This is a genomic window from Nocardia speluncae NBRC 108251 (assembly GCF_001613245.1).
In the GTDB taxonomy this organism is placed as follows: Bacteria; Actinomycetota; Actinomycetes; order Mycobacteriales; family Mycobacteriaceae; genus Nocardia; species Nocardia speluncae.
Genome location: NZ_BDBZ01000024.1, coordinates 56,704 through 75,127 on the forward strand (window position 1 = coordinate 56,704; position 18,424 = coordinate 75,127).

General features: G+C 65.1%; 20 protein-coding genes, 4 tRNA genes and 1 pseudogene. 18 read left to right on the forward strand and 7 right to left on the reverse strand.

Annotated elements, in window-relative coordinates:
* Window positions 1–104 precede the first annotated feature (104 nt).
* From NS6_RS21305 to NS6_RS21315, 3 genes are all read right to left on the reverse strand, one after another.
* On the reverse strand, window positions 105–812 hold the full coding sequence (locus tag NS6_RS21305; RefSeq protein WP_068044470.1) for a demethylmenaquinone methyltransferase: 708 nt from the start codon (window positions 810–812) through the stop codon (window positions 105–107).
* Window positions 813–920: 108 nt separating this feature from the next.
* Entirely contained in the window at window positions 921–2,063 is a 1,143-nt protein-coding gene (locus tag NS6_RS21310) for a glycosyltransferase family 4 protein (protein ID WP_084471265.1), read from the reverse strand.
* Between the two features lie 5 nt (window positions 2,064–2,068).
* A complete protein-coding gene (locus tag NS6_RS21315) occupies window positions 2,069–2,485 on the reverse strand; it encodes a DUF3592 domain-containing protein (protein ID WP_245669449.1) in 417 nt (138 codons plus the stop codon).
* A 433-nt stretch (window positions 2,486–2,918) separates the two neighbouring features.
* On the opposite strand from NS6_RS21315, the gene NS6_RS21320 reads away from it, so the two are divergent.
* The gene (locus NS6_RS21320) at window positions 2,919–3,425 is read left to right on the forward strand and encodes a DUF2505 domain-containing protein (protein WP_068044474.1); all 507 of its coding nucleotides are present in this window, start codon (window positions 2,919–2,921) and stop codon (window positions 3,423–3,425) included.
* Window positions 3,426–3,610: 185 nt separating this feature from the next.
* Here NS6_RS21320 and NS6_RS21325 read toward each other — a convergent pair whose 3' ends face one another.
* From NS6_RS21325 to NS6_RS21335, 3 genes are read right to left on the reverse strand one after another with little or no spacing between them, the layout of a single operon-like run.
* Window positions 3,611–4,063, reverse strand: coding sequence for a VOC family protein (locus NS6_RS21325; RefSeq protein ID WP_068044520.1), 453 nt, complete (start codon window positions 4,061–4,063; stop codon window positions 3,611–3,613).
* A gap of 18 nt (window positions 4,064–4,081) precedes the next feature.
* The gene (locus tag NS6_RS21330; protein ID WP_068044476.1) at window positions 4,082–4,534 is read right to left on the reverse strand and encodes a helix-turn-helix domain-containing protein; all 453 of its coding nucleotides are present in this window, start codon (window positions 4,532–4,534) and stop codon (window positions 4,082–4,084) included.
* Between the two features lie 6 nt (window positions 4,535–4,540).
* Window positions 4,541–5,812: a geranylgeranyl reductase family protein gene (locus NS6_RS21335; protein ID WP_068044479.1), complete on the reverse strand. Its 1,272-nt coding sequence runs from the start codon at window positions 5,810–5,812 to the stop codon at window positions 4,541–4,543.
* A 135-nt stretch (window positions 5,813–5,947) separates the two neighbouring features.
* On the opposite strand from NS6_RS21335, the gene NS6_RS21340 reads away from it, so the two are divergent.
* Window positions 5,948–6,970, forward strand: a complete 1,023-nt coding sequence (locus NS6_RS21340; protein WP_068044481.1) for a polyprenyl synthetase family protein — start codon at window positions 5,948–5,950, stop codon at window positions 6,968–6,970.
* 246 nt (window positions 6,971–7,216) lie between these two features.
* Window positions 7,217–8,089, forward strand: a complete 873-nt coding sequence (gene htpX, locus NS6_RS21345; RefSeq protein ID WP_068044483.1) for a zinc metalloprotease HtpX — start codon at window positions 7,217–7,219, stop codon at window positions 8,087–8,089.
* Window positions 8,090–8,095: 6 nt separating this feature from the next.
* On the opposite strand, the gene NS6_RS21350 is transcribed toward htpX, so the two are convergent.
* Complete coding sequence (locus NS6_RS21350; RefSeq protein ID WP_068044484.1) at window positions 8,096–8,587, reverse strand: YajQ family cyclic di-GMP-binding protein; 492 nt, start codon at window positions 8,585–8,587, stop codon at window positions 8,096–8,098.
* A gap of 289 nt (window positions 8,588–8,876) precedes the next feature.
* Here NS6_RS21350 and NS6_RS21355 point away from each other — a divergent pair.
* From NS6_RS21355 to NS6_RS21425, 15 genes and pseudogenes are all read left to right on the forward strand, one after another.
* Window positions 8,877–8,962, forward strand: a tRNA-Tyr gene (locus NS6_RS21355).
* 185 nt (window positions 8,963–9,147) lie between these two features.
* Window positions 9,148–9,220 (forward strand) — tRNA-Thr (locus tag NS6_RS21360).
* Between the two features lie 69 nt (window positions 9,221–9,289).
* Window positions 9,290–9,362 (forward strand) — tRNA-Met (locus tag NS6_RS21365).
* Window positions 9,363–9,406: 44 nt separating this feature from the next.
* Window positions 9,407–9,577, forward strand: coding sequence for a 50S ribosomal protein L33 (gene rpmG / locus NS6_RS21370; protein WP_011211653.1), 171 nt, complete (start codon window positions 9,407–9,409; stop codon window positions 9,575–9,577).
* A gap of 341 nt (window positions 9,578–9,918) precedes the next feature.
* A complete protein-coding gene (locus NS6_RS21375; protein WP_068044522.1) occupies window positions 9,919–10,941 on the forward strand; it encodes a fused (3R)-hydroxyacyl-ACP dehydratase subunits HadA/HadB in 1,023 nt (340 codons plus the stop codon).
* Between the two features lie 279 nt (window positions 10,942–11,220).
* Window positions 11,221–11,293: transfer RNA gene (locus NS6_RS21380), tRNA-Trp, on the forward strand.
* A 26-nt stretch (window positions 11,294–11,319) separates the two neighbouring features.
* Window positions 11,320–11,691, forward strand: coding sequence for a preprotein translocase subunit SecE (gene secE, locus NS6_RS21385; protein ID WP_068044486.1), 372 nt, complete (start codon window positions 11,320–11,322; stop codon window positions 11,689–11,691).
* A gap of 120 nt (window positions 11,692–11,811) precedes the next feature.
* Window positions 11,812–12,588 (forward strand): transcription termination/antitermination protein NusG, encoded by a 777-nt coding sequence (nusG, locus tag NS6_RS21390; RefSeq protein ID WP_068044488.1) that lies wholly within the window; start codon window positions 11,812–11,814, stop codon window positions 12,586–12,588.
* Between the two features lie 87 nt (window positions 12,589–12,675).
* Window positions 12,676–13,110 carry a 50S ribosomal protein L11 gene (gene rplK, locus NS6_RS21395; protein ID WP_033246964.1) on the forward strand — a complete coding sequence of 145 codons (435 nt, stop codon included), beginning with the start codon at window positions 12,676–12,678 and terminating at the stop codon, window positions 13,108–13,110.
* Window positions 13,111–13,265: 155 nt separating this feature from the next.
* The gene (gene rplA / locus NS6_RS21400) at window positions 13,266–13,979 is read left to right on the forward strand and encodes a 50S ribosomal protein L1 (RefSeq protein ID WP_068044490.1); all 714 of its coding nucleotides are present in this window, start codon (window positions 13,266–13,268) and stop codon (window positions 13,977–13,979) included.
* Window positions 13,980–14,120: 141 nt separating this feature from the next.
* Window positions 14,121–14,636, forward strand: coding sequence for an NADPH-dependent FMN reductase (locus NS6_RS21405; protein WP_245669445.1), 516 nt, complete (start codon window positions 14,121–14,123; stop codon window positions 14,634–14,636).
* Between the two features lie 386 nt (window positions 14,637–15,022).
* Window positions 15,023–15,562: a 50S ribosomal protein L10 gene (rplJ, locus tag NS6_RS21410; RefSeq protein WP_033246962.1), complete on the forward strand. Its 540-nt coding sequence runs from the start codon at window positions 15,023–15,025 to the stop codon at window positions 15,560–15,562.
* A 75-nt stretch (window positions 15,563–15,637) separates the two neighbouring features.
* Window positions 15,638–16,018, forward strand: coding sequence for a 50S ribosomal protein L7/L12 (rplL, locus tag NS6_RS21415; RefSeq protein WP_068044495.1), 381 nt, complete (start codon window positions 15,638–15,640; stop codon window positions 16,016–16,018).
* A 311-nt stretch (window positions 16,019–16,329) separates the two neighbouring features.
* Window positions 16,330–17,418: an ABC transporter ATP-binding protein gene (locus NS6_RS21420; RefSeq protein WP_245669446.1), complete on the forward strand. Its 1,089-nt coding sequence runs from the start codon at window positions 16,330–16,332 to the stop codon at window positions 17,416–17,418.
* Window positions 17,419–17,961: 543 nt separating this feature from the next.
* Window positions 17,962–18,424: pseudogene (locus NS6_RS21425) on the forward strand (DNA-directed RNA polymerase subunit beta); the annotation flags it as partial.

Sequence of the window (18,424 nt, forward strand, 5' to 3'; positions counted from 1 at the left end):
ATAGTGCCCGCGAGCCGTTTCCTCGGGTTTGCCCGATGTTATCGCCGCATCACATTCCACTTCACCAGCGGAAATCACAACTGTGAGGAAAATGAACCTGCGTGTCAGCTACCGAGTTTGTAGCCCCGGTGCAGGGCGACCACCCCGCCGGTGAGGTTGCGCCATTTCACTCCCGCCCAGCCTGCCTCCGCGACCCGGCGGCCCAGCCGTCGCTGGTTCGGCCAGTCGCGGATGGATTCGGCCAGGTACACGTAGGCGTCCGGGTTGCTGCTGACCACCCGGGCGATCATCGGCAATACCTTCATCACGAACGTCCGGTAGGCGGTCTTGAACACGGGGATCACCGGGGTGGAGAACTCGCAGATCACCAGACGCCCGCCGGGTTTGGTCACACGCAGCATTTCCCGTAGCGCCAGGTCGTAGTCGGCGATATTGCGCAGGGCGAACGATATGGTCACCGCATCGAAGGAATTGTCGGCGAACGGCAGAGCCGTGGCGTCACCGGCGACCATGGGCAGGCCCCGGGACTGCCCGGCCGCCAGCATGCCCTGTGAAAAATCGGCGGCCACACACCAAGCGCCCGTCCGGCCCAGCTCCACCGTGGAGACGCCGGTGCCGGCACCCAGGTCGAGTATCTGCTCGCCGGGCCGCGGGGCGACGGCCTTGCGGGTCATCCACCGCCAGTAGCGGTCCTGGCCTGCCGTGAGCACGGTATTCGTCAGGTCATATCGTCGTGCCACCCCGTCGAACATCGAAGCGACCTCGTGCGGTTGCTTGTCCAGCGAGGCCCGAACCGATTGCGTTTTCGCCACAGCCCGACCCTACTCGGCGCTGCTGTAGCTTCGGTGGCCGATCACCGTCGCCCTGGCGGGCTGTTCGATGTCACATCCCAGGCCGAACAGGGGCGTGCCGACGGCCGATCACGCGGAACGCGGTAACTGGTATTCGGTGCCGAGTACGTCGGCGTAGTGGCCCATGAGTTCGGTGCACAGGGCCGGCCAGGTGCGATGCAGCACCGATTTCCGAGCGGCCGCACCGAACCGGGTGCGTAGCCGGGGATCGCACAATGCGGCGACGGCGCCCGGCAGCAGCTCGGTGAACTCCGCGACCGGCAGCAGGTAGCCGTTGCGGCACGGGGAGATGAGGTCGCGGGGCCCGCCGGCATCAGGACCTATCACCGGTATCCCGCTGGCCAATGCCTCCTGGACACCTTGGCAGAAGGTTTCGTGTTCGCCGGGGTGCACCATCACATCCAAACTGGCGTAGGCCTGCGCCAATTCGTCGCCGCCGAGTTCACCGGTGAAGATCGCGTCCGGCAGCATTGCGGCCAGTTTCGGCCGTTGCGGTCCGTCGCCGACGATCACCAGTTGAACGCCCGGCTCGCGGGCCAGGACCGCGAGCCGCTCCACATGTTTCTCCGGAGCCAGCCGGCCTACGAATCCCACCAGGAGCCGATCGTTGCCGCCGAGCCATGCGTTGCGCAGTCGCGGGTTGCGCGCCGCCGGTGTGAACCGCGCCGTGTCGACTCCGCGCGCCCACCGGTGAACCCGCGGAATCCCGTGCCGGGCCAGGCTCTCCGCCGCGGCGCTCGACGGCGCCAGGGTACGGGTCGCGCCCTCGTGGATCCGCCTGGTCCAACCCCAGGCTGCGCGTCCGGCCATCCCCAGTCCGTAACTCTTGGCGAAACCCGCCACATCGGTCTGATACACCGCGACCGTGGGCAGGTCCAGTCGCAACCCGGCGGCCAGCCCGCCGGCACCCAGCAGAAAGGGAGACGCCAGATGCACCACATCGGCGTCGAAATCGTCCAGGATCTTCACCATCCCCGGATGCGGCAGGCCCACGGGTAGCGAACTGATCTTCGGCACCATCACCGCGGGTACCCGGTGCACCGGGAATCTGCCGTGGTGCCGCGGCGCGGGGGGACGTCCGCGCAGGGTATCCGGCGCGATCACGAATGCCTCGTGTCCGTACCGGTCCAGATGATCCAGCACCCGCAGGACCGAGTTCACGACGCCGTTCATATTCGGGAGGAAGGATTCGGCAACGATGGCTACGCGCACACGGGTCAGTCTGCGGGGTCGCGGGATCCCGGGACACGTCGTCGATATGACACCGGATCGAAGATCCGGCGAACACTCATCGAACCGGTTTCCGCACGCAACAGCAGCCACAGGGTGGGCAGCGTCAATGCCCAGACGGTGGCGAGCACGGACAGCGCCGGCAGTATCGCGACCCGCACATCGCGACCGGCCACGCGCACCAGGTCGGGGTCGGCGCGGTTGTATTCGACGTTGATCCGTTCGCCCGCGGTGAGGTTGGTCGGGTACAGCACACCCACCTTGGGATTGTGGGTCACACCGTCCGGAGTGACATACATCACCGCCGACCGCAATCGTCCGGCGGACAGTACTTCACCCGTTGTCTCGCCCTTGTCCGATTCGATCAGGTAATCGTTGCGCCAGGCTGCGAAAACCAGCAACATCACAAGCACGCTCACCGAAACGGCGGCGATCAGCACGCCGACGCGTATCCGCCGCAGCCGTTCGGCCCGGGCCGAGTAGTCGGGCGGCGCGGACTCTGCGGACCCACTCCCCGCCGGCGCGGGTTCCGGGCCCGCGGGCTCGTCCAGTTCGTGCACGGGATCGGGCGGCTCGGCCACATCTGCCTGGTCGGGCACGCTACCTCCTCCGGATTCGGTCCCTGTCGGCGTCCGCGACCGGGCGGTGCCGGCGGATGCCCGGCGGTTGCCGCGCCGGCGAAAACCATGAGACCCGGTCACCGGGGCGCGGCACCGCAACAGCCTAACGGGCGCTGTGGTGCCCGGCGTCCGGGTCCGGGTGGTGCCCGGTGCCGGTGGGATCGGGCGTCGAGTTGCCGGCAGGTGAGTGCGGCAGGTTCGGCTACTCTGGGCGCTCATGGCCCGTAAATTCGGCTTCACGCTGACCTATCCCATCCCGGTCGCCGAACTCCACGCCGCGCTCACCGGGGAAGAACTGTGGCGCGACCGCTTCGCCGGGGCGCAAACAGCCACGCTCGACCTGACCCATCCGGGCGGGCCGGGCACCGTCCGGCTCGCGATGAGCGAGAAGATCCGCCCGGAGAAGATCCCCGGTCTCGTCCGCAAGGTGCTCAAAAGCGATCTGGTCGTCACCCGCGTGGACAGCTGGCAGCCGCTGACCGGTGACACCGCCGAGGGCACCTTCGAAGGCACCTCGTCGGCCATCTCCTCGGAGATGACAGGGACCTACCGGCTCCGGCCCGCCGGTGACGGCTCGGAACTGGAGGTCTCCGGTTCCGTGAAGGTCAAGGTCCCCCTGGTCGGCGGGGCCATCGAGCCCCTCGCCGAACAGCTGCAGCGGCGAGTGGTGGAAAGCGAACGCAAATTCATCGTGAAATGGTTCGCCGAGCGCGCGAACGCCTGACACTCGTGGGCCGGGATTGTCGGCCTGTCCCGGCTTTCCACCCGTGAATATCGCGGGCGGAAGCAGGCGCCGAAGCGTTGCAACCGTGTGCGTGCCGGTGCGCCGAGATCACCGTGCCTCAGCAGCGAGCGGGCTCGGACCTCGCGGATCGCCGACGCTGCGCTCCGCGACCGTGCGCCCGCGCCTCAGGGTTCTTCCCAGGGAGCGTCCATCGCGGTGGACGGGTCGAACTCCTTCGGCTCGACCATGACGAGCCAGTTCCCGGAGTTGTCTCGGAAAACGGCCTCCACACCGTAGGGCCGATCCGACGGTGGTTGCACGAAATCCACGCCCTTGGCCGTCAACTCCTTGTAGGCCTGCCGGCAGTCCTTCGTGGTGAGGCCCAGCGAACCGTGCGTGCCGTTGGCCAGCGACCGCCGGACCGCCTCGGCGAGGTTTTCGTCCAGGGGCGGGCCGGGCACCATCAGTGTCACTTCGAGTTCCGGATGGTCCGGCTGGGCCACGGTCACCCAGCGGAAACCGTTGTCGCCCATCTGCACATCGGCGGTCTCCACGAAACCGAGGGTGTCGATGTACCAGTTCTTCGCCTCGGTCTGGTCGGTTACGTACACCGTGACCAGCGAAATGTTGGTGATGATCGGGTTCATGAGCTGAGCTTAGGTGCGCCGCGAACGATGCGGCTTCTCCGAAATTGCGGTGTCCGGCCGGCGGTCGGACAACCCGTGCATGAACACATAGCAGCCGGGGATCCGCGGCGCACCGTCGGCGAATTTCGCCTGGTACTCCGATGGTGAAACCCCCACCAGTTCGGTGAACTTGCGCGAGAACGACCCCAGGCTCGTGTACCCGACAAGCAGGCATACCTCGGTTACCGTCGTATTGGTGGCGCGGAACAGGTCCTGGGCCCGCTCGATCCGCCGCTCGGCCAGATACAGCGCCGGCGTGCGGCCGTAGGTCGCGGCGAAACAACGCAGGAAGTGATATTTCGAGACCCCCGCCGCCGCAGCCATCCCGTCCAGGTCCAGCGGCTGTGCGTATTCGCGGTCGATGAAATCACGCGCCCGGCGCAGATGCGGGAGCAGATCCTCGTGAGCCGGTCGCGCCGCCATCGTCGCCTATCCGAACGGAACGAGTTCGTCGAAACGCATCGATGCGCGCCCGGCCGTACGCCACGCCCGCGCCGTCAGGTCCAGATCCTCGTCGGTGACCAGATTGCCCATCACCCGGACCGCGGTGCGCTGCAACAGTTTCGATCGCATCACCGGCGGACCGCCCACCGGCACCATCCGCGGGTGGGTCGCCAGCCCGGCGATGCGGCGGGCCACCGAATATGTGCGCCCGTATTTGCGGCACAGCAGATCCGGCCACAGCCTGGTCAGATCGGGCTCGTCCAGCAGGCCGGCGAGCATATGCCCGCCCTCCAGCCCATAGTCGATACCTTCGCCGTTCAGCGGGTTCACACAACCGGCGGCGTCACCCACCAGCACCCAATTGCGGCCCGCGATACCGGAAACCGCCCCGCCCATCGGAAGCAACGCCGAGGACACCGCCCGCAGCGAGCCGGTGAGCTCCCATTCGTCGCTGCGCTGCGCGGTGTAGTGCTCCAGCAGAGGTTTCAACGCGATATGCGAGGGCCGCTGCTCGGTGGCCAGCGAACCGACCCCGATATTCACCTCGCCGTTGGCGAGCGGGAATACCCAGCCGTAGCCGGGCACTAGTTCACCTTGCGCATTGCGCAGCTCGAGATGCGAGGTGATCCACTGGTCGTCACTGCGCCCGGACGCGATATAGGCGCGCGCGGCCACCCCGTAAGCGTACTTGCGGTGCCAGGCCCGGCCGAGTTGTTTACCGATCGGGGAGCGGACACCGTCGGCCACGATCAAGGTCTTGCAGCGGATCTCGGTGGTCCGTTCGCCGGCGCGCACCACTACTCCGGTGACCCGGTCACCGTCGCGTACCACGTCGACGACCTTGGTGCCGTCGAACATCCGGGCCCCGGATTTCACGGCCGTCTCGCGTAGTTTGTCGTCCAGCTCGGTACGCGGTATCGCGCTGCCGTAGGTCGGGAAGGAGCCGGCCGGCCACGGCAGCAGGGCCTCGCGCCCGAATCCGGTCATCCGCAAACCGTGGTTCACGGTATGCGCGCGCACCCATTCACCCAGGCCCAGATGTTCGAGTTCCGCGGTGGCGCGTGGGGTCAGCCCGTCCCCGCAGGTCTTATCACGCGGGAACACCGCGGAATCGAGCAGCAGCACATCACGACCGGCCCGGGCCGCCCAGGCCGCGGACGCGCAACCGGCCGGACCGGCACCCACCACCAGCACCTGCACATGTGAGGGCAGCGGCCCCCGGTCGCTATCGGCTGGCGTGGCTTCGGGTGCACCCATGCGGACAATAGTTACAGGCTGCGGTCTGCTATGTCGATGGCGGTACGGTCAATACAGTGACGGTGTTCATGGGCGCTGCGGCATGGACACGCTAGGTTCATCACCGTGGGGTCGGACGCGTCCTTGGGAGAAGGTATGAGCACATCTGCTGTGAGCGAAGCCGGCACGGTGGTGGCGGGGGTGGACCTCGGAGACGCCGCCCTCGCCGCGACAGTGCGCGAGGGGCTCGACCGGGTGGAGGATTTACTGGTCGAGGAGTTGTCGGACGGGGCGTCGTTCCTGCAGGAAGCCGCGCTGCATCTGGCCAGGGCCGGGGGTAAACGGTTCCGCCCGCTGTTCACCATATTGACGGGCCAGCTCGGCCCCCGCCCGGACGATCCGGAGCTCATCACCGCCGGCACCGTCGTGGAGCTGGTGCATCTGGCCACGCTCTACCACGACGATGTGATGGACGAGGCCACCATGCGACGCGGGGCGCCGAGCGTGAACTCGCGCTGGGGTAACAGTATGGCGATCCTGGCCGGTGACTACCTGTTCGCCCATGCCTCCCGGCTCACCTCCACCCTCGGTCCGGACGCGGTGCGCATCATCGCGGAAACGTTCGCCGAACTGGTCACGGGCCAGATGCGCGAAACCATGGGTGCCCGCGAAGCCGCCGATCCGGTCGCGCATTACCTGAGGGTGGTCTGGGAGAAGACCGGTTCGCTGATCGCGGCGTCCGGACGCTTCGGCGGTACGTTCTCCGGCGCCGATCTCGATCATGTGGAACGTCTCGCCCGCCTCGGCGATGCGGTGGGCACCGCATTCCAGATTTCCGACGACATCATCGATATCTCGTCGGTCTCCGCGCAGTCCGGCAAGACCCCGGGCACCGACCTGCGCGAAGGCGTGCATACGTTGCCGGTCCTTTATGCCCTCCGGGTTCCCGGCCCCGACGGCGACCGCCTGCGCACCTTGCTGGACCATCCTCTCGATTCGGACGAGGAGGTCGCCGAAGCACTCGAACTGCTCGGCCGTTCCCCGGGGATGACGCAGGCCAAGGAGAAACTGCGGGAGTACAGCGATATCGCTCACGCGGAACTGAAGGCGCTGCCCGCGGGCCCGGCGAACGATGCCCTGGTGGAGTTGGTCCAGTACACAATCGAACGCGTCGGTTGATTCTGCGCGTGTGAGATTCCCGGTTCACCGGTCCTGTGGGTGAGTCGCGAGCCGGGTCACGAAGGCGCGGTGCCCCAGGTCGACCGGGGGCGAGGACGTGCTCGAGATCTACCGGGCGCGTTCGGGCTCGGCTGGGCAGAGCGCGTCGTGGACGGTGGAACTCCGGAGTCGGCTCGGTCGTTGAGCCCATGTAGCGGTTCTGGCCGAAATTCGCGCGTATGAGCGCGTCACCTATACAGGAGTGCTATGCACGGGCACGGGTTTGCGAATGGGTTCAAAACGTTCGGGCTCATGGTCGGTCTTTCCGCGCTCATCGTGCTGGCGGGCGCAGCGTTCCGGAACACGACCATTCTGGTGATCGCGGTGTTACTCGCCGTGGCCATGAACGGTTACGCGTATTTCAACAGCGATAAACTCGCCCTGAAAGCAATGCGGGCGCAGCCGGTCAGCGAGCTCGAGGCGCCGGTGATCTATCGCATTGTGCGCGAGCTGGCGACCACCGCGCGCCAACCCGTGCCGCGCCTGTACATAAGTCCCACAAATGCACCGAATGCGTTCGCGACCGGGCGTAATCCGCGGCATGCGGCGGTGTGCTGTACCAGCGGGATCCTCCAGATTCTGGACGAGCGGGAATTGCGGGCGGTGCTCGGGCACGAACTGTCCCATGTTTACAACCGGGATATTCTGATTTCCTCGGTCGCCGGTGCGATGGCGGCGGTGATCTCCGGCCTGGCGAATTTCGCCTATTTCGCGGCCGCGTTCGGCGGTAACAGGGGAGGTTCCGGCCCGAATTTCATCGGAGTGCTGCTGGTATCGCTGCTGGGCCCCATTGCGGCGGGTCTGATCAAGCTGGCGGTTTCGCGTTCCCGCGAATATCAGGCCGACGAATCGGGTGCGGAGTTGACCGGTGATCCGCTGGCGCTGGCTTCGGCGTTACGCAAATTGGAGCGCGGGGTACAGGCAGCGCCCCTGCCGCCCGAACCCCGGCTCACCGCACAATCGCATCTCATGATCGCCAACCCGTTCCGGGCAGGTGATCGGATGGCCCGGTTGTTCTCCACGCATCCGCCGATGTCCGACCGGATCGCACGGCTGGAAGAGATGGCCGGGCGGCGCTGAGCGGTTCTAGCGGTAGTTCACGAACTGCAGTGCGATTCCGAAATCCTCGCCTTTGAGCAGGGAGATCACGGCCTGCAGATCATCGCGTTTCTTACTGGTCACGCGCAGTTCGTCGCCCTGAATCTGCGCCTTGACTCCCTTCGGGCCTTCGTCGCGGATCTTCTTGGAGATCTTCTTCGCATGTTCGGCGTCGATGCCCTGTACCAGCGAGCCGGTGACCTTGTAGGTTTTGCCCGACGCGACCGGCTCGCCGACATCGAAGGCTTTGAGGGAGATATCCCGGCGGATCAGCTTCTCCTTGAAAACCTCGAGTGCAGCTTTGACGCGCTCTTCGGCTTCGGCGGTGAGTACCACTTTGTCCTCGCCCGACCATTCGATGCCGGCGCCCGTTCCCCGGAAGTCGTAGCGTGTGTTCAGTTCCTTCTCGGCCTGATGCAGTGCGTTGTCGACCTCCTGCCGTTCGACCTTGCTGACGATATCGAATGATGAATCGGCCACACTGCGCTCCTGTTCGCTGTTTGGATCACCCTGAGTGCTTACGCAAGCTACCTCGTTCGCGAAGTGCCACACCATGAGCGGGGCGGCCCGGCGTCGGCGCCGAGTCACCACGGAGGGACTCCGCTCATGCGCAGTACCCACCGCACGCCTGTACCGCCGGCTGCGCGGCCGTGCCGATTTCGGTCGATCGGGCGATCTGGCCAGCCGGTTTGCATTCCGGGTGCGGGTTCGTTGTATCCTGCTCACCGCACTCGGAAAAGCGATCGCGAGATCGCCGGGTGTGGTTCCAGGCAGGTTGCCCGAGCGGCCAATGGGAGCAGACTGTAAATCTGTCGGTGAAAGCCTACGTAGGTTCGAATCCTACACCTGCCACCATGAGCCCCCGTCGGTGAAATCCGGCGGGGGTTCTGTCGTATCCGGGACACCGTGCATCGTCCGATACAACCGAAAAATACGTTCTGAGCACCCGGTTTGGTGCTGTCGGCGGTAAGTGTGTACTCTCGTTCAAGTCTTCGAGGCAACGGGCAGGAGATCATCCGGCTCCGCTGCGGAGAAGTCGTGCCCCCTTAGCTCAGTCGGTAGAGCGTTTCCATGGTAAGGAAAAGGTCAACGGTTCGATTCCGTTAGGGGGCTCGCCGGATTGCCGGTGGTGTCCGACTCGGCGTTCCAAGCCGCGACGTCGCCGTTGCAGATGGTACGTAAGGCGGTGTAGCTCAGTCGGTAGAGCAAACGACTCATAATCGTTGTGTCGCCGGTTCAAGTCCGGCCATCGCTACCCATACTGATTGACCCTCTGGTTGACCGGAAAGAAGGCATATCGTGGCCGCGAAGTCCACCGATGTCCGGCCAAAGATCACCTTGGCCTGCGAGCAGTGCAAGCATCGCAACTACATCACCAAGAAGAACCGGCGCAATGACCCGGATCGGCTGGAGCTGAAGAAGTTCTGCCCGAACTGCGGTACGCACCGCGCCCACCGCGAATCCCGCTGACCTCTCGCATGTGGCGTCGCTGTTCCGGCGGCGGCGCATCACCTGCCGGGGCGAACGGGGTCACCCCGATCGATACCCATGTGGGTTTCGCGTTGTCGCAGCGCCGTGACGCGCCTGTTCGGCTCGCTACAGTTATGGTTCCCTCATGGGCGGGCTCCCGCCCGTTCGCGGTCGGCAATGGGCCGCGGTATTGATCGGGCGGCTGTGCGGTCTCCCTCTCGGCTACGCCGGCTACCACCTACTGGACTGACGTCCAGCCGCCAAGCAGACTCCGTGCTGCGGGGTCAGATAGGTACAGTCCTCCCGTGACAACGAACACCGGAACAGACGAAGTGGCCGCGATGGAAGCGGAATTCGATCCTGCCGTCCATGCGGCCGCTATGGTCGGTCACCACTACCGCGTGGACGACTACTACGAGGTCGGCCGCGAGAAGGTCCGCGAGTACGCTCGTGCCGTACAGGACAGCCACCCGGTGCACTGGGACGAAGATATCGCGCTGGAGTACGGCTACGACGGTCTGGTCGCCCCGGTGACCTTCATCTCGCTCGTCGGAATCCTGGCACAGCGCAAACTCTTCGAGACGGTCGTCACCGGCTACGACCTGAGCCAGATCATGCAAACAGACCAGATCCTGGAATTCCACCGCCCGATCCTGGTGGGTGACCGGTTGACCTGCGACGTCTATCTGCATTCGTTCCGCCAGGCGTTCGGTGGCGACATCATCGTCACCAAGAACATCGTCACAGATCAGCATGACGAGGTGGTGCTCACCACCTACACCACCCTGGTCGGCCGCAGTGGCGGTGATATCGATCCCAACCTCAACGAGGCTGTGCGCAAGGTCCTGATGCACGGGATGGAAGCCTCCATGCCGGACCACACGCCGCGCTCGCACCCGGCCCCGCCGGCCCCTGCGGCCGAGCAGGCCGTGCCCATCCGGTTCGCGCGCTCGTTCGACGACGTCACCGTCGGCGACGAGCTGCCCGCCCGGGTCGTGCGCCTCACCCGCGGTGATCTGGTGAACTACGCCGGTGTGTCCGGCGACGCCAACCCCATCCACTGGAGCGACGAGGTGGTGAAGCTGGTGGATCTGGAGACCTGCGTCGGCCACGGCATGCTCTCGATGGGGCTGGGCGGCGGATTCGTCAGTTCCTGGCTGGGCAATCCGGGTGCAGTGAAGGAGTACAACGTCCGGTTCACCAGTCCGGTATTCGTGAGTGCTACCGAGCCGGCCGAGGTCGAATTCACCGGCAAGATCAAATCTGTCGATCCGGAGACCCGGACAGCAGTGATCGCCATCGTGGCCAAATCCGGTGGACGCAAGATTTTCGGCCGGGCAACAGCAACCGTCCAGTTGTCCTGACCTGGTCGAGCGCTCCTGATTGGCTTCCGTAGCCAGCCGTGCCGTACACTCGGGTTTCTGGGGTCACCAGCTGATGCGCGCTGTTCTGCAAGGCTGGTCCCAGGCGGGGTTCTCGAGCATCGGCCGAACTGGCTGGGTAGGCTCGGGTCGAGCCGGTCGAACCGGTCCCGCCGACGGGGCCGGTACCTTCCGGAGCGGCGCGCGTGTTGTGTGACCACAGCACCGATAATTGAATACCGCAGTGTGGCTGGATCGCACGCAAGTGTCCGGTTCAGCCGAAGGGGCGTAGCTCAAATGGCAGAGCAGCGGTCTCCAAAACCGCAGGTTGCAGGTTCAAGTCCTGTCGCCCCTGCCCTGGATGCCCGGCGATGAGAGAGGATCGACGTGACCGACGAGCGGGATGACACCGCCGCCGCGCAGCGGCCGAGCGGAAAGCGCTCCGCTCGGCGGAGTCGGTCCGCGACGTCGGGTGCGTCCGATACCGGTTCGATCGCGACCATCGATCGGACCGCGCGTAAGGACGAGAAGAAGTCCGGCCGAGCCGATCGGGACCGGTCCCGGAATCCGTTCAAACGTTTGTTCAAGTTCCTGCGTGAGGTGATCGCGGAACTGCGGAAGGTTATCTGGCCCAACCGGAAGCAGATGATCACCTATACGGCTGTTGTTCTGGTGTTCGTGATCTTCATGGTCGCTTTCATCAGCGGGTTGGATCTGGCGTTCATCAAGGGTGTCGACTGGTTGTTCGGCTAGCCAGGCGATATCGGCGCCGGTGCCCCGATCCGCGCCCGCGGGCCGGACGCCAGACAAGACCGCCGCGCCCGAACCCGGCACGCAGAGGATGCACGTGACGACACAGGAAGCGAGTGCCCAGTGAGCACCCCGGAGAACGACACCACCGACGAGTTCCCGGTCGACGATCAGACGGCCGAGGAGGCCGCTGTACACGTCGAGGAGCCGGCGCCCGACGCCGCGCCCGAGGCTGCCGACGAGGCCGCACCCGCATCTGCCGAGGAAGTCGAGCCGGATCCGGTCGAGCAGATGAAGGCCGTGCTGCGGCGTGCTCCCGGCGACTGGTACGTCATCCACTCCTACGCCGGCTACGAGAACAAGGTGAAGACCAACCTCGAGACCCGCGTGCAGAACCTGGATCTGGAGGATTACATCTTCCAGGTGGAGGTGCCCACCGAAGAGGTCACCGAGATCAAGAACGGTCAGCGCAAGAGCGTGAACCGCAAGGTGCTTCCGGGCTACATCCTGGTCCGGATGGATCTGAACGACGAGTCCTGGGGTGCGGTGCGTAATACCCCGGGCGTCACCGGATTCGTCGGTGCGACCTCGCGCCCCTCGCCGCTGACCATCAACGAAGTGGTGAAATTCCTGGTCCCGGCCTCCCAGCAGAAGAAGGCGCCCGCGCCCGCTACTGCCGCGGCCTCCGGGGAAACCGCCGGCGAGACCGCAGCCAAACCGGCCATCGAGGTCGATTTCGAGGTCGGCGAATCGGTCACGGTGATGGACGGCCCGTTCGCGACGCTGCCTGCCACCATCTCCGAGGTCAATGCGGAACAGCAGAAGCTCAAGGTGCTGGTCTCGATCTTCGGTCGCGAGACGCCGGTCGAGCTGGAATTCACCAAGGTCGCCAAGATCTAGCGGCGGCGCCTGTGCCTCCCCGGGGCGGTTGCGTCCCGGGCCGGACCTTGCAGAGCGCAAGGAACACCACACAACTAGGAAAGAAAGATGCCCCCCAAGAAGAAGAAGCTCGCCGGGATCATCAAGCTTCAGATCCAGGCCGGCGCGGCGAATCCGGCTCCGCCGGTGGGCCCGGCGCTCGGCCAGCACGGCGTCAACATCATGGAGTTCTGCAAGGCCTACAACGCCGCGACCGAATCGCAGCGCGGCAATGTTGTGCCGGTCGAGATCTCGGTGTACGAGGATCGGTCGTTCGACTTCAAGCTGAAGACTCCGCCCGCCGCCAAGCTGCTGCTCAAGGCTGCCGGTGTGCAGAAGGGTTCGCCCGAGCCGCACCGCAACAAGGTCGCCACGGTGACCATGGACCAGGTGCGCGAGATCGCCAAGACCAAGCAGGAAGATCTGAACGCCAACGATATCGATCAGGCGGCCAAGATCATCGCAGGAACCGCGCGCTCGATGGGTATCACTGTCGAAGGCTGAGCGTCGGCGCCGGAGGCGGCAGCGCAGCGTAACCACGCAGGCGTAGCGCAGCCTTACATCAGGCACTGAGGCCGAGGATCGTCGATCCTGCATTCGGTGGGAGGGCCGGCCAGGCCCGATAACCACAGCTGAACCACGGACAAGGACAGAGAAACATGGCAAAACGAAGCAAGGCGTATCTCGCCGCGGCCGAGAAGGTCGATCGCGACAAGCTGTACTCCCCGTTGGCCGCCGCGCGGCTGGCCAAGGAGACCTCCACCACCAAGACCGATGCCACCGTCGAGGTCGCTGTGCGACTCGGGGTGGATCCCCGTAAGGCCGATCAGATGGTGCGCGGCACGGTGAACCTGCCGCACGGCACCGGTAAAACCGCTCGCGTCATCGTTTTCGCGGTCGGTGAGAAGGCCGCCGAGGCGGAGGCCGCCGGTGCGGACGCCGTCGGCGCCGAGGATCTGATCGAGCGGATCCAGGGCGGCTGGCTGGACTTCGATGCCGCGATCGCCACTCCGGACCAGATGGCCAAGGTGGGCCGGATCGCGCGTGTGCTGGGCCCGCGTGGCCTGATGCCGAACCCGAAGACCGGTACGGTCACCACCGATGTGACCAAGGCGGTCAACGACATCAAGGGCGGCAAGATCAACTTCCGCGTCGACAAGCAGGCCAACCTGCACTTCGTCATCGGCAAGGCGTCCTTCGATGCCGGCTTGCTGGTGGAGAACTACGGTGCCGCGCTGGACGAGATCCTGCGTGCCAAGCCGTCGACGGCCAAGGGGCGTTACGTCAAGAAGGTGACGGTTTCGACGAACACCGGACCGGGCATCCCGGTAGACCCGAACCGCACCCGCAACCTCCTGGAGGAGGACGCGTAAGCGCTTCCTGAACACGGAACCGCGAAACGGCGGGAGCGTCATCCGACGCTCCCGCCGTTTCGTGCATCCGGGCTCGAATACGACTTCTGCCGCAGGCGTGGACTTTTTTCGTGCGGCCGGTGGTTGCCGCATTGCGTGACGGTGGTTTTGCTGATTTCCGGGAGTACCCGCGGCGGGTCGGCCAATACGGCTGCGTTACGTACGGTGCAAGCTGTGGCGCCGGAGGGGATCGAGGCGCGTTGGTACGGCGGACTGGCCGAATTACCCGCATTCGTACCCGAGGCGCCCGAGCCCGCCCCGCCTGCGGTCCTGCGGCTACGAGAGCAATTGGCGGCTGCGGACGCGGTGCTGTTCTGCACCCCGGAATACGCGGGGACGCTACCGGGCAGCTTGAAGAACCTTTTGGACTGGACGGTGGGTACGGGCGATCTAAACGAGAAGCCGGCGGCTTGGCTCACGGTCGCGGCACCCGGGCGTGGTGACGGAGCCGCGGCGACGCTGGCGAGCGTGCTCGGATACGTCGGTGCCGACGTGGACGAGACGATCTGCGTTCGTCTGCCCCTCTCGCGAACCGATATCGGGGGAGACGGTCTCGTGGTCTCGCCGGAATTCCGGGCCGGTGCGACCGAAGTAGTGCGCCGCTTGGCTGCGCGCTGACGGGGCTCGGCGCACCGACAGGTTCGACGCCGGCCTCCGCTCGGCCAAGGGAGTAGGATTGTCCGAGTCAATCCGGGTATCGCGACCGTTTTGCCAGATGAGGCAATGTGCGGCTATGCTCGACGAGGTTGTCGACCAGTTCGACACCACCAATCTGTTCTACCGAAGACCGTTGGTCGCCGATTTCGTATGGAATCGGTCGAAGGTCCGGCGAGAGTGCCGGCGGCCCGCGCAGGGAGAGCCGAGGCTGGAAGTGGGTACAGGTTCACCCTTGTACCGGATTATCTTTCGCGCCCCGGGACGCTCTGCGTCCGGGGCGCTTGTTCTTTCGCCGGCCCCTGATTCGGTAGGGCAATCCCGAACCGACATCAGAGAGGAGGCGAAGTATGGCGAAACCCGAGAAGGTCACCGCGGTCGCGGAGATCACTGAGCAGTTCAAGGGCTCGACGGCAGCAGTTATCACGGAATACCGTGGCCTGTCCGTCGGTGCCCTCACTGAACTGCGCCGTGCGCTCGGTGCCGACACCACGTACTCCGTCGCCAAGAACACCCTGGTGAAGCGTGCCGCGGCCGAGGCCGGCGTGGAGGGCCTGGACGACCTGTTCGTCGGACCCACCGCGATCGCGTTCATCTCCGGTGAACCCGTCGAAGCGGCCAAGGCGCTCAAGACCTTCGCCAAGGATCACAAGGCGCTGGTCATCAAGGGCGGCTACATGGACGGCGCGCCGCTGTCCGTGTCCGAGGTCGAGCGGATCGCCGATCTGGAGTCCCGCGAGGTCCTGCTGGCCAAGCTGGCCGGTGCCATGAAGGGCAACCTGGCCAAGGCCGCCGGTCTGTTCAACGCTCCTGCGTCGCAGGTGGCCCGCTTGGCCGCTGCGCTGCAGGACAAGAAACAGGCCGAAGGCGGCGACGCCGCCGCGGAGTGACACCTTCCGCATTCACCGCGGAACGGTCGATCCCGGCTCGCCCGCACAGACATTCACTATCGAAAGGAAACAACAATGGCCAACGTTGACGAGCTGCTCGAAACCTTCGGCAGCATGACCCTGCTCGAGCTGTCGGACTTCGTGAAGAAGTTCGAGGAGAAGTTCGAGGTCACCGCCGCTGCTCCGGTCGCCGTCGCGGCCGCCGGTGCCGCCCCGGCCGCCGCCGAGGCCGCCGAGGAGCAGGACGAGTTCGACGTCGTCCTCGAGGGTGCCGGCGATAAGAAGATCCAGGTCATCAAGGTGGTCCGTGAGATCGTCTCCGGTCTGGGCCTGAAGGAAGCCAAGGACCTCGTCGAGGGCGCCCCGAAGCCGATCCTGGAGAAGGTGGCCAAGGATGCCGCCGATGCCGCCAAGGAGAAGCTGGAAGCTGCCGGCGCCAAGGTTTCGGTCAAGTAATTACGAGCTGTGGCTATTGAGCGTGGGCGGGGGTCTGCGTGGTGAGGTTTCGCTACCACCTCCTGGCCTGACTTGCCTACGCTGCAGCATAAGAAATGGGCGGTTCCTGCGGGAGCCGCCCATTTTTTTTGTTCGCAGGTTAACCGTGATTCTGCGGCGTGGCGGCCGCCGGCGTTGGTTACTCTTCAGTCAGGTCGGGTGTGTTACCGCGGTCCCATGAGATACAGTGGCCGCACCCACTGTGACGTGACGCACCGCTACCGGGTAAGCGGTGCAGAGTGGGTAGCTCGCTGAGAAATGTGGAGGTTGGCGTGGGCGTCGAGGTCAGGACCGAGGGTGCAACCAAGTCGTTCGGTTCACAGCGGATTTGGCAGGACGTTTCTATAACCCTGCCTGCCGGTGAGGTCAGCGCGCTGCTGGGCCCGTCGGGTACCGGTAAGTCCGTATTCCTGAAATCGCTGATCGGCCTGCTGCGGCCGGAGCGCGGATCCATTTACATCGGTGGTACCGATATCACCACCTGTTCGAACAAGGAGCTCTACGAGATCCGCAAACTGTTCGGCGTGCTGTTTCAGGACGGCGCGTTGTTCGGTTCGATGAATCTCTTCGACAATGTGGCTTTCCCGCTGCGCGAGCACACCAAGAAGTCGGAGTCCGAGGTCCGCAAGATCGTGATGGAGAAGCTGGAAATGACCGGCCTCCTCGGTGCCGAGGGCAAACTGCCCGGCGAGATCTCCGGCGGTATGCGTAAACGTGCCGGTTTGGCGCGCGCGCTGGTGCTCGATCCGCAGATCATCCTGGTCGACGAGCCCGACTCGGGCCTGGATCCGGTGCGTACCTCATATCTCAGCCAATTGCTGATCAATATCAACGCCCAGATCGACGCCACGATCCTGATCGTGACGCACAACATCAACCTGGCACGGACGGTGCCCGACAACATCGGCATGCTCTTCCGCCGCCAGCTGGTGATGTTCGGCCCCCGTGAGGTGCTGCTGACCAGTGAGGAACCGGTGGTCAAGCAGTTCCTCAACGGTCGCATGATCGGCCCCATCGGTATGTCCGAGGAGAAGGACGAAGCCCAGATGGCGCGCGAGCAGGCGCTCGTGGACGCCGGACACCATCACGGCGGTGCCGAAGAGGTCGAGGGCATCATTCCGCAGATGAAGGCGGAGCCCGGTATGCCGGTACGGCAGGCCGTCCAACGGCGGAAGAACCGGGTGCGCGAGATCATGCACACCCTGCCGCATGCCGCGCAGTCCGCCATCCGCGAATCACTCGACGAGGCCGACGAGACGATGGTGATGTCCTACAACTCCGGGCAGCAGCCCGGTGCGGGTGATCAAGGTAACGACTTCCCGGGTTCGGACTTCGACACCATGCAGTATCCCAAGGTTTAGCGAGTACGCCGGTAAGGAAGCAGCGCGTCGGGGTTTTTCACCCGGCGCGCTGTTCGCTGTCGCGTGCCGATGTGACCGCGGTGCCACCACCGGTCCCATCCGGGCCGTTTGTGCTGATCTTGTAGTGCGACCTGTAATCCGGCAGACCCCCAGGTCGGCACGGGCACTTGACGAGTTTCGCCGGACCAGTCACGCTATTGGGGGGCAGCATCAGTTGCCTCCGTAGTGCACGACCACCTACGCCGGATCGATACGTCGGCGGCCCGGCCGTGGCCCGGAACGCAGCCAGCGAAACCGGCCCGGCGCGTCAGCCGCGCAGCGGTTCGTGGGGGTGGTACTTTGACACCTCCGTATAGGTAGGTGTAGGTTTGGACGTTGCGCTGGCTGCCTCCTGTCCATACCTTGATCGCACTACGAAAGTTCCACCCTTCCGGTGTTGCTTCCGTTGTTTGCTGTTCGAGTCTCGTTCGGGTTGTGACCAGCGAGAATCCCAAAATGTAGCAGACAAGCGACGGTCGCGGACCACCACGCGACGCGCGTGAGGTGCTGGAAGGACGCATCTTGGCAGTCTCCACCCAGACAAGCGCCAATACGAAGCTGGGAGTTTCCGGAGGTATCCCCGGAGCTCCGTTGCGGGTGTCTTTCGCGAAGCTCCGGGAGCCGCTGGAGGTGCCCGGACTTCTCGATCTACAAACGGAATCTTTCGCCTGGCTGGTCGGCACGCCGGAATGGCGTGAGCGCGCAGCCGCTCGAGGCGACGGCGGGCTGGTCGGCGGGCTCGAAGAAGTCCTCGAGGAGCTCTCTCCGATCGAGGATTTCTCCGGCTCGATGTCCCTGTCCTTCTCCGATCCGCGCTTCGAAGAGGTCAAGGCTTCTCTCGACGAGTGCAAAGACAAGGACATGACCTACGCGGCGCCGTTGTTCGTCACCGCGGAGTTCATCAACAACAACACCGGTGAGATCAAGAGCCAGACGGTCTTCATGGGCGATTTCCCGATGATGACCG

What these genes read in the sequence shown, in the direction of transcription:
- rplA (WP_068044490.1), top strand. Translation starts at nt 13,266, where the DNA reads ATGGCAAAACGAAGCAAGGCGTATCTCGCCGCGGCCGAGAAGGTCGAT.
- rplK (WP_033246964.1), top strand. Translation starts at nt 12,676, where the DNA reads ATGCCCCCCAAGAAGAAGAAGCTCGCCGGGATCATCAAGCTTCAGATC.
- NS6_RS21340 (WP_068044481.1), top strand. Translation starts at nt 5,948, where the DNA reads ATGAGCACATCTGCTGTGAGCGAAGCCGGCACGGTGGTGGCGGGGGTG.
- rplL (WP_068044495.1), top strand. Translation starts at nt 15,638, where the DNA reads ATGGCCAACGTTGACGAGCTGCTCGAAACCTTCGGCAGCATGACCCTG.
- htpX (WP_068044483.1), top strand. Translation starts at nt 7,217, where the DNA reads ATGCACGGGCACGGGTTTGCGAATGGGTTCAAAACGTTCGGGCTCATG.
- NS6_RS21335 (WP_068044479.1), bottom strand. Translation starts at nt 5,812, where the DNA reads ATGGGTGCACCCGAAGCCACGCCAGCCGATAGCGACCGGGGGCCGCTG.
- NS6_RS21315 (WP_245669449.1), bottom strand. Translation starts at nt 2,485, where the DNA reads ATGTTGCTGGTTTTCGCAGCCTGGCGCAACGATTACCTGATCGAATCG.
- NS6_RS21320 (WP_068044474.1), top strand. Translation starts at nt 2,919, where the DNA reads ATGGCCCGTAAATTCGGCTTCACGCTGACCTATCCCATCCCGGTCGCC.
- NS6_RS21375 (WP_068044522.1), top strand. Translation starts at nt 9,919, where the DNA reads ATGGAAGCGGAATTCGATCCTGCCGTCCATGCGGCCGCTATGGTCGGT.
- NS6_RS21330 (WP_068044476.1), bottom strand. Translation starts at nt 4,534, where the DNA reads ATGGCGGCGCGACCGGCTCACGAGGATCTGCTCCCGCATCTGCGCCGG.
- rplJ (WP_033246962.1), top strand. Translation starts at nt 15,023, where the DNA reads ATGGCGAAACCCGAGAAGGTCACCGCGGTCGCGGAGATCACTGAGCAG.